Here is a 9,363-nt window from a genome sequence, read left to right as displayed (position 1 = left end):
TCGTTATGTGCGTAACCTTCGTCCCTGACTGCTTGGTCAGCCTTACTGCTTCACAATTGAATCGTTTCGTGAAAAACTCTCCGTGTCTTTGGTATATCTGCCCCAGCACACTTCATGTAATCCGATGTGTCCGAAAAATCGGGGGAGGCCCAGCCCGACGCTTGATGGATGTTTCTCAAGAAAGATTAGCTTGAAAGCCTGGGTGCGATAAATCTTCGTTTACGACTCAAAAAAAGTGGGCATCCAAGACACCATCGTTCGGCGTTAAGGCCGAATGAACCGCGAGGTTTTTAAACAACGAAGGCCGTGCGTGACGTGAGGCCTGCTTGCATTAGCATGATTCGATAGGATAACCCGTGGCCCGCATTGAACCCACTCATTTCGTCTTCCAGCCCGTGCAACTGGTGCGGCCTTGCGAGATCGTGGCCTATCGTATTACCGAGGCGATCCGTGCGGGCGATGTCTGTATTGGCGAGCGGCTGCCGTCTGAGCTGAAGCTCTCCGAGCAACTCGGCGTGAGCCGGCCGACGCTCAGAGAGGCGATCAAGCTCCTGGTTCAGGCAGAAATTGTGCAGGTGGTAGCGGGGTCGGCGGGCGGGCTGTTCGTCATTGGTGACGCCGTTCCGGTGGCGCTGAGCGGTCTGCCGCTGCCTGAGTCGCCAATGGAAGACATCGACAGCGCCATGGAGGCCCGTCGCCTGTTCGAGCCGCAAGTGGCGAGAATGGCCGCGCTGCACGCCACGCCGGCCGACCTCGAACGCATGCGAAGTGCGGTAGCGCTGAGCAAGCAGATCAGCGCCCTGCCACGCAAGGGCCGTGTCTCGAACGAGGTGGCAAAGCGCATGACGGTGGCCAGCACGCGCTTCAACATAGCGGTGGCGCGCGCAACACAGAACAGCATCGTCGTGCAGATGATGGAGGTGCTGATGCGGCGCATGGAATTAGTGCGAGTGCTCGCAGTGCGTGCACTGCCCGACATCGCCTTGTCCACGCAGACGCTCACGAATTCCTTACGTGCCATCGAAAGCGGAGACCCTGCGCGCATCGACCGCGCCACGGTCGAGCGCATCGAAATTCTGGAGGCGGCCTGGCATCGGGTCAGCGGCAAGGCGCTGCGGCACCGCCGGCTGGACCCCGCGTCCTATCCCGATCCCTTTATTGATCCGACGGCCTCCGTCTCGCCAAAAGCGGCCCGTCCCTTGGCCCGGAGTTGACGAAAACTCGCCGCGGCTGAGTGAAGAATCCGGCGTGCGCTTGCGCCCGAAATTGGGGGCTCCTCCGCTCACTTGGTGCGGCTTCGAAGTTTCTTGACAGCCCCAAAACGCAGCCCAATAATTGCCGTCTATAACGGTATATAAAAATACCAAAATGATCAAAAAGGCTCTTTATTACGGGCCGTCACAAGGAACGAGCGCCATGGCAAGTGATGCCTTCGAGTTATACGACCTGCGCGTCGAAGTCGTGGTCGTGGACGATCGCAAGATTCAGTGCAACGCCCAGGTTGGCGATTGGTTCGAGGTACGCGGCGAGATGCTGCATTTCCCGCCAGGCCAGGGTTTTTCGATGTATTCGCTGTCCGCACTGCTGCCGCTGCTGCCGGCCAAGCAGCGTGCTACACATCCAAAAGACTGGATGAGCACCGACGCTGAAGTTGCCTGCCCCGACCCGCATTGCCCGACGCGGTTTCGCATCAGTCGGCTCGGTAAACGCGTATTCCGGCATGGCGAAACCACGGCCGTGGTGCCCACCTAAACACCATGACTATATTCGCCCCCATTACCGAAGTCGAAACCATGGAGCTCGCGCCGTGCTACCGCATTCCACGCATCGTCCGTGGCGGCTGGCAGCTCGCCGGCGACCATGGCGAGGTCGACCGCGAGCGGGCGTTGACCGACATGGCGGCCTTCGTTGACGCCGGACTGAACACCGTCGACGGCGCCGACATCTACACTGGCGTAGAGATCATGTACGGCGAGTTCAATGCGCGGCGTGCGGCGCGAGGCCTGCCGCGTCTGCAGGTACACACCAAATTCGTGCCCGACTACGGTGACTTGGCCGAGGTGGATGCGGCCTATGTGCGCCGCATCGTCGAGCGCTCACTGCGGCGTTTGAATGTGGAGCGGCTCGACCTGGTGCAGTTTCACTGGTGGGACTATAAGGTCCCGCGTTGGCTGGAAGCTGCGCAGGCCCTCGCTACGCTGCAAAAGCGGGGGCTAATCGCCCAGATCGGGGGCACTAATTTCGACACGCCACACACCGAGGCACTGCTCGACGGCGGTGTGCCATTGGCGAGTATGCAGGTGCAATATTCGCTGCTCGACCGCCGACCGGCAAGCATGCTGGCGCCAATGGGTGCTCGGCGCGGCGTGCAGCTGCTATGTTACGGCACGCTGGCCGGCGGCTTCCTTACCGAGCGCTGGCTCGGCCAGGCCGAGCCCGTCGAAACCTTGTCTAACCGCTCACTGGTGAAGTACAAACTCATCATTGACGAGTTCGGTGGCTGGGCCGCATTCCAAGAGCTGCTGCGCGCGCTGAAGTCCATCGCCAACCGTCACGACGTGCAGCTCTCCACCGTGGCAATCCGCTGGGTGCTTGACCAACCCGCCGTGGCCGCGGCCATCGTCGGTGCGCGCTACGGTAACCGCATCGGCAATACGCTCGAAGTCTTTCGCCTGAAGCTCGACGCGGCTGACCACGCACGCATCGATCCGATCCTCGCGGCGTACCTTGGCCCCGGCGGCGATACCTACAACCTCGAGCGCGACAAGACCGGCCCACACGGCCGGATCATGAAGTACGACCTGAATAAAAGCTGATTCACCAGACCTGATTTCCGTTCCCCCACCGACCTGAACATCATGGAGTTCTCCACCATGCGCTTCCGCAAGTCCACCACCGCCCTGGCGCTTTTTGCCGCCCTTGGCTCCCTGACCGTCACCCCCGCCTCGGCGCAGTCACCCTCGTGCACGCACATCGTGGGCATGGTCGTCTCACTCACCGGCGCCGCGGGCCGCTACGGCCAGGCCGCGAGCAAATCCGTCGAACTCGTCTTTGGCGAGTTGAACAAGGCCGCAGGCGTACAGGGCATAGCGGGCTGCAAGCTCGGCTTCGACGTGCGCGATGCGCAAAGCCAAGGTTCGGTGGGCGTGGACCAAGCGCGCCAGCTGGTCGACCTGACGAAGGTACCGGCCATCATCGGCGGCATCATCAGCTCGGTAACGATTCCCATCGTCACCTCGGTTACCGGCCCTGCCGGTGTGGTGCAGATCTCGCCGGCCTCGTCCTCGCCCTCGCTCACCAAGCTGGCGGCAGACGGCAAGACCAATGGCTGGTTCTTCCGCACCATCACCAGCGATGCGCTGCAGGGCACGGCGGCGGCGAAGTACGCCCTTGACCAAGGCATGAAGTCACTGACCATCATTTATGTCAACAACGACTTCGGCGTGAATATGGTGTCCGAATTCCGCCGCGCCTATGAAGCTTTGGGCGGCAAGGTCATCGACGTGACGCCGTACAACCCCGAGCAGTCTTCATATAACGCTGAAGTCACCAAGGCGCTGAAGACCGATCCACCTGCGCTGTACTTCATCGGCTATCCCGGCGACGGCACGACCATCGTGCGCACCTGGATCCAGCAGGGTGGACCGCAGAAGTTCCTGCTCAACGACGGCATGAACGCTGCCGATTTCATCAAAGGCGTGGGTCCGCAGTTCCTGGCTAATGCCTACGGTACCTCTTCGGGTTCGACCCCCACGCCGTCCACTACCTTCTTCGCCAGTGCCTATTCCGCGATGAGCGGCAGCTTCGACGCCGGCGCGCCCGCGGCAGACCGCGCCTTCGACGCTGGCGCCATCCTCGGCCTGGCCATCGCACAGGCTGGAAAGTTCGAGGCCTCCGCGATCCGCGACGCGATCCGCAAGGTGACTGCGCCCGGCGGCGAGGTCGTCTACGCTGGCCCGCAGGGCTTCGCGCGCGCCATGCAGTTGATCCGCGAGAAGAAGCCGGTGCGCTACGTCGGCGTGATCGGCCCGGTGGAGTTCGACCAGAACGGCGACATTGCCGGCCCGTTCCGCACCTGGAAGATCAGCAACGGCGAAGTCGCCACCGTTGGCCAGATGTCGGCAGAAGAGGTACAGGCCGTCCAGGCCAAGCTGCCAAAATGAGCTTGCCCTCCTCACCTGCTGAGAAGCCCGGACGCATTTTGCTCGCGCCGGGCCTCGAGATTTCCCGTATTGTCACCGGCCTGTGGCAGGTGGCCGACATGGAGCGTGGCGGCACGCTGATCGATCCGCAGCACGGTGCTGCGGCCATGGCCCAGTATGCGCGTGCCGGCTTCGACACCTTCGACATGGCTGACCACTACGGCTCCGCTGAAGTCATCACTGGCCGCTTGCTGACCTCGCCCGATCGCCCGGATGCGCGCGCTTTCACCAAATGGTGCCCGCCTCCCGGCCCTATGACGGCGGCCGTGGTTCGCGAAGGCGTGATGCGTTCGATCGATCGGCTGCAGGTACCATGTATCGACCTGCTGCAGTTTCATTGGTGGACCTTCGACGACCCACGCTACATCGACGCCATGGTCGAACTCGCCAAACTGCGCGAAGAGGGCCTGATCGCCCACCTCGGTTTGGCTAATTTCGACACGGCTCATTTGCGGGTGTTACTGAGTGAAGGCATTCCGATCGTGAGCAACCAGGTGTGCATGTCGCTGCTCGACCGGCGCGGCACGGAGGCTATGGCCAGTCTGTGCCTGGACCGCGGTGTGCGCCTCCTGACCTACGGCGTGCTCGGCGGTGGCTTCCTCAGCGAGAAGTGGCTCGGCGCCGCAGAACCCGCCGAAGTCAACGATTGGAGCAAGATGAAGTACAGACGCTTCATCGACGCCGTAGGCGGCTGGGCTGCGCTGCAGGCAGTGCTGCAGGCCGCGCATGGCGTCGGCCGCAAACACAGTGTTTCGATTTCCAACGTGGCCACGCGTTGGGTCTTAGAACAGCCGGCAGTGGCGGCGGTGATCCTCGGCGCACGCCTGGGTGAGCGCGAGCACCGCGCCGACAACCTGAAGCTTTTCGATTTCGCGCTCGACCACGAAGACCATGCCGCGCTGAACGCGGCCTTCGCCAACACACGGCGGCTGCCCGGCGACTGTGGCGACGAATATCGCCGCCCACCTTTCCTCACTGCTTCCGGCGACCTGAGCCACCACCTCGAGTCGGTGGCGCCGCTATGGCCGCGCCACCGAGTGGCCGGCGATGCCAACCGTTGGACCATCGACAGCCGCAGTGTCTGGGAGCCGTTGGCCGGTTATGCGCGCGCCGTGCGTGTGGGCGAGCGCATCATCGTCTCGGGCACCACTGCCACCCATAGCAGCGGGCAGCTCATCGGCCAGGGTGACGCGGCGGTGCAGGCTACCTACATCCTCGACAAGATCGAGGCCAGCATCAAGGCGCTGGGCGGACGGCTGCAGGAGGTAGTGCGCACCCGCATCTACCTCACCGATGCCGCTGACTGGCAGTCCGTGAGTGCGGTGCACGGCCATTACTTTGGCCATATCCGTCCGGCCAACACCATGCTGGCGGTGGCTGCGCTGATCGGTGATGGGTACCGCGTCGAGATCGAAGCCGAAGCCATCACCGATTCAGCACTCTGAAACAGCCGCATGCCAACCGATCACGATCTCTTGGTCGTCGACCAACTCTGCAAGAACTTTGGCGGTCACCAGGCGGTAAATCAGGTGTCGTTCCGCTTGAAAGCGGGCAGCATCGGCGGCCTGATCGGGCCGAACGGTGCAGGCAAGACCACGCTGTTCAACTGCCTCGCAGGCTTCATGAAGCCTGCGTCTGGGCATGTGTCGCTCGATGGTACGGCTATCGGCGGTCGGCCGGCCTGCGACGTGTTCCAGGCTGGGCTGGCGCGCACCTTTCAGATCCCGCGTCCCTTTCCCAAAATGACTGTGCTCGACAACGTGATGGTGGCGCCCACCGGCCAGCTGGGCGAGCGCTTTTGGGCTAACTGGTTGCAGCCGGCCAAGGTGGCGGCGCAGGAATGCGAGACCCGCGCCGCTGCCCGGCACTGGCTCGACTTCGTCGGCCTGTCCAGCCTGGAAGACCAGCCGGCGCACATCCTGTCCGGCGGCCAGCGCAAGCTGCTTGAGCTGGCGCGGGTGATGGTGTCGAAGCCCAAGTTGATCCTGCTCGACGAGCCGGGCGCGGGTGTCAACCCTGCACTGCTCGACCAGATCGTCGACAAGGTGGCTGAGCTGAACAAGCAGGGCGCGACCTTTCTGATCATTGAGCACAACATGGACTTGGTCGCTACTCTGTGCAAACCGGTGATGGTGATGGCGCAGGGCGAGTTGCTGACCTCGGGCGATGCCAATGCCGTGCTCAACGACTCGCGCGTGGTCGAAGCCTACTTGGGGACGGCTGCATGAGCAAAGACGCGATACCCCCCGCATTGCGGATAGAGGACCTGCAGAGCGGCTATGAGCCCGGTCTGCTGATCGTGCGTGGCGCCTCGCTCACGGTGCTGAACCATGAAATCTTCGCCATTTTGGGGCCGAACGGTGCGGGTAAATCCTCGCTGGTCAAGGCTGTGGCCGGGCTGGTGCCGATCAGCGGCGGGCACAATCTGCTGGCTGGCCGCGACATCACCAAGACGCCGGCGCACCGCATGGTGTTCGAGGGACTGGCCTTCGTGCCGCAGACCGATAACGTGTTTGTCAACCTCAGCGTCGCCGAGAATCTGGAGCTCGCCGCCTCGGTGATGAAGGCCGACCGGCGCGAACGCGTCGACCCGCTGTACGCCATGTTTCCCGACCTGCACCGCCAGCGCAAGCTGCCGGCGGGGCAACTCTCGGGCGGGCAGCGGCAGATGCTGGCGGTGGCACGTGCGCTGATCGCGAGGCCCAGCCTGTTGATCCTCGACGAACCCTCGGCCGGGCTGAGCCCCAAGCTGGTGGACCAGGTGTTCACCAAGTTGCGCGAGGTGCGCGACAGCGGCGTTACGGTGCTGCTTGTGGAGCAGAACGTGAAGGCCGCGTTGGCCTTGGCCGATCGCGCCGCGGTACTGGTCGAAGGCAAGGAGCGCATCGTAGCCACCTCTGCCGAACTACTGGGCGACGCGCGCATTGCCGAACTTTATCTTGGCCGCCATACGGGCCGACAAGGCAGCCGACAAGCGCCGAAGGAAACCACCTGATGCTTCAGATCATCGCGGACGGGCTGATCATCGGCTCCGTCGTTTCATTGGGCGCGATCGGGTTGAGCATGACGCTGTCCATCGTGCGATTCTCCAACTTCAGCCATGGCGAACTGCTGGGCTGGGGCGCTTACCTAACGCTGGTGGCGTCGACCGGTCTCACGGCGGCGAATGCGGCGCTAGTGGCGCCGATCGGCCCGTTCTCATTCGGCTGGGGCCTGCTGATCGCGCTTGCCGTGTCGGCCGTACTTACGGCCCTGTTGGCGCTCGGACTTGACACACTGCTGTTCAAGCGGCTGCGCAAGCAGGGCGCGATCACGCTGGTGATCGCGAGCTTTGGTGCGGCGCTGGCGCTGCGCAACCTCCTACTGTTCTGGCAGGGCGGCGTGCCGCAGTACTACACACAGAACCTACAGATCGCGATCCCGCTGTTGCCGCGCAGCGTCTGGGGCGGCCTGCGCGTCACGCCTGACCAGATCTTCGTGCTGACGTTGACGCTCGTCACCGTCGCCGGCCTGCACCTTTTCCTGAGCCGCAGCACCTTGGGCCGCTCGATGCGTGCCACCGCCATCAATCCCGGCCTGGCCCGCGTCACCGGCATCGACCCCGAATGCGTGTTGCGCGCCACTTGGCTCATCGGCGGCGTACTGGCTGCTGTGGCCGGCGTGTTCGCCGGTATCACGGTGCAGTTGCGACCGACCATGGGCGTCGACCTGCTGCTGCCGTTATTCGCCGCGGTGATCCTCGGCGGCATCGGCTCCATCTGGGGTGCAGTGCTCGGCGGGCTGATCGTTGGCCTGGCCGAGAGTGCGTCTGTCACCGTGGTCGGCGCGGAATACCGGTCTGCGGCCGCGTTCGCGGTGCTGATCGCGATCCTGATGGTGCGGCCGACCGGGCTGTTTGGAGAAAAGGGATGATCCCGGACTTAAGCGGCTGGCTTTCTTACGGCAGTTTCTTCCTGGTCTTCGCCAGTGCCTATGCCATCGTTGTGCTCGGGCTCAACCTGCAGTGGGGCTTTACTGGACTGTTTAACGTCGGCGTGGCGGGCTTCGTGGCCATCGGCGCCTACACCTCGGCACTGCTGACCACGCCGGAGATGGCAGGACGGCTCGGCGGCCTTGGCTGGCCGGTGGCGGCTGGCATGCTAGCGGCGATGGCCGTCACTGGTTTGGTCGGCCTGTTCGTCGGCTTGCTGGCGCTGCGGCTGCGGCAGGACTACTTGGCCATCACCACCTTCGGCATCGCCGTCACCATCCAGCTGGTGGCGAACAACGCAAAAGGCCTGACTGGCGGGCCGTTCGGCGTGCAGTTCATCCCCAAGCCGATGCAGGCTTGGCTCGGCACCGGCCTGCCTTGGACGGTAGCCTACTTGGCGATGACAATGCTGCTGCTCGGAATGGTCTACATCGCGCTGGAGAAGCTGGTTCAAAGTCCGTGGGGCCGGGTGCTGCGTGCGATCCGCGAAGACGAGGACGCAGCCTCTTCTCTGGGCAAGCGCGCCTTCGCCGTGCGCCTGCAGAGCTTCGCGATCGGCAGCATGCTGATGGGCCTGGGCGGCGCGGTGTATGCACATTTCGTAGGCTTCATCGCGCCGGAAGATTTTCTGCCGATCCTGACATTCCAGCTGTGGGCCATGCTGATCGTGGGTGGCTCCTGCAACAACCGCGGTGCCATTGCCGGGGCCTTCCTAGTATGGGGGTTCTGGACTGCCGCCGGCGGCCTGTTGCGCGGTCTGGTGTCGCAGGCCGATCAGGCCAGGGCCGCGCCGCTGCAGGTGGTGCTAATCGGCGTGCTCATTGCGCTGATTCTTGTCATTCGGCCGCGTGGGCTGATCGGCGAGGCCGTGGTCGTCGCCCAAGCCCGCAGCTGAAAAGCCTAAGCCCAGTCTGAACCCTGCACGTGCGTTTGTCGTGAAGAGACTGAGCCCTATACCCGTCGATGTCTACCTGTTTGATATCGCGGCGGCCATAGGCACGAGGCCGTCTGCATCTTGGCAATACGGTGGCAGATATGAGCAATTGTGGAGCGCGTAGCGTTACGGGTGACCCTGCTCGCACGATCAGAATTTTGGGTGTTGGCGCCCGCCCAAATTTGACCCACCGGGGATGCGGATGAAATCCTGGACTACCAGGAGGTAGTTCGTGTATTCATACAAAGACAGCATTC

9 protein-coding genes are annotated in these 9,363 nt (G+C 63.3%); all 9 read left to right on the top strand.

Annotated features, from left to right (window positions below; translation table 11 throughout):
* Window positions 1-356 precede the first annotated feature (356 nt).
* The 9 genes from RCH10_RS26590 (at window position 357) to RCH10_RS26550 (ending at window position 9,067) form a co-directional block, all read left to right on the top strand.
* Entirely contained in the window at window positions 357-1,214 is an 858-nt protein-coding gene (locus RCH10_RS26590) for a FadR/GntR family transcriptional regulator (RefSeq protein WP_409054709.1), read from the top strand.
* A gap of 154 nt (window positions 1,215-1,368) precedes the next feature.
* Window positions 1,369-1,752: a TIGR04076 family protein gene (locus RCH10_RS26585; protein WP_409054708.1), complete on the top strand. Its 384-nt coding sequence runs from the start codon at window positions 1,369-1,371 to the stop codon at window positions 1,750-1,752.
* A gap of 41 nt (window positions 1,753-1,793) precedes the next feature.
* On the top strand, window positions 1,794-2,816 hold the full coding sequence (locus RCH10_RS26580; RefSeq protein ID WP_409054707.1) for an aldo/keto reductase: 1,023 nt from the start codon (window positions 1,794-1,796) through the stop codon (window positions 2,814-2,816).
* Between the two features lie 42 nt (window positions 2,817-2,858).
* Window positions 2,859-4,163 (top strand): ABC transporter substrate-binding protein, encoded by a 1,305-nt coding sequence (locus RCH10_RS26575; protein ID WP_409054706.1) that lies wholly within the window; start codon window positions 2,859-2,861, stop codon window positions 4,161-4,163.
* Window positions 4,160-5,647, top strand: coding sequence for an aldo/keto reductase (locus RCH10_RS26570; protein ID WP_409054705.1), 1,488 nt, complete (start codon window positions 4,160-4,162; stop codon window positions 5,645-5,647). Before RCH10_RS26575 ends, RCH10_RS26570 begins: the two co-directional genes overlap by 4 nt.
* Window positions 5,648-5,656: 9 nt before the next feature.
* Window positions 5,657-6,430 (top strand): ABC transporter ATP-binding protein, encoded by a 774-nt coding sequence (locus RCH10_RS26565; RefSeq protein WP_409054704.1) that lies wholly within the window; start codon window positions 5,657-5,659, stop codon window positions 6,428-6,430.
* Window positions 6,427-7,197 (top strand): ABC transporter ATP-binding protein, encoded by a 771-nt coding sequence (locus RCH10_RS26560; protein WP_409054703.1) that lies wholly within the window; start codon window positions 6,427-6,429, stop codon window positions 7,195-7,197. Before RCH10_RS26565 ends, RCH10_RS26560 begins: the two co-directional genes overlap by 4 nt.
* Entirely contained in the window at window positions 7,197-8,114 is a 918-nt protein-coding gene (locus tag RCH10_RS26555) for a branched-chain amino acid ABC transporter permease (RefSeq protein ID WP_409054702.1), read from the top strand. The genes RCH10_RS26560 and RCH10_RS26555 overlap by 1 nt, the downstream gene beginning before the upstream one ends.
* Complete coding sequence (locus RCH10_RS26550; RefSeq protein ID WP_409054701.1) at window positions 8,111-9,067, top strand: branched-chain amino acid ABC transporter permease; 957 nt, start codon at window positions 8,111-8,113, stop codon at window positions 9,065-9,067. The genes RCH10_RS26555 and RCH10_RS26550 overlap by 4 nt, the downstream gene beginning before the upstream one ends.
* Window positions 9,068-9,363 lie beyond the last annotated feature (296 nt).

The sequence above is a fragment of the Variovorax sp. GrIS 2.14 genome, from assembly GCF_046115955.1.
Lineage (GTDB): Bacteria > Pseudomonadota > Gammaproteobacteria > Burkholderiales > Burkholderiaceae_C > Variovorax.
This window is presented reverse-complemented; position numbering and strand designations above follow the sequence as displayed.

Bases quoted from the DNA above. Each gene is read 5' to 3' on its own strand.
- RCH10_RS26585 (WP_409054708.1), top strand. From the start codon at position 1,369: ATGATCAAAAAGGCTCTTTATTACGGGCCGTCACAAGGAACGAGCGCC.
- RCH10_RS26580 (WP_409054707.1), top strand. From the start codon at position 1,794: ATGGAGCTCGCGCCGTGCTACCGCATTCCACGCATCGTCCGTGGCGGC.
- RCH10_RS26575 (WP_409054706.1), top strand. From the start codon at position 2,859: ATGGAGTTCTCCACCATGCGCTTCCGCAAGTCCACCACCGCCCTGGCG.
- RCH10_RS26570 (WP_409054705.1), top strand. From the start codon at position 4,160: ATGAGCTTGCCCTCCTCACCTGCTGAGAAGCCCGGACGCATTTTGCTC.
- RCH10_RS26565 (WP_409054704.1), top strand. From the start codon at position 5,657: ATGCCAACCGATCACGATCTCTTGGTCGTCGACCAACTCTGCAAGAAC.
- RCH10_RS26560 (WP_409054703.1), top strand. From the start codon at position 6,427: ATGAGCAAAGACGCGATACCCCCCGCATTGCGGATAGAGGACCTGCAG.
- RCH10_RS26555 (WP_409054702.1), top strand. From the start codon at position 7,197: ATGCTTCAGATCATCGCGGACGGGCTGATCATCGGCTCCGTCGTTTCA.
- RCH10_RS26550 (WP_409054701.1), top strand. From the start codon at position 8,111: ATGATCCCGGACTTAAGCGGCTGGCTTTCTTACGGCAGTTTCTTCCTG.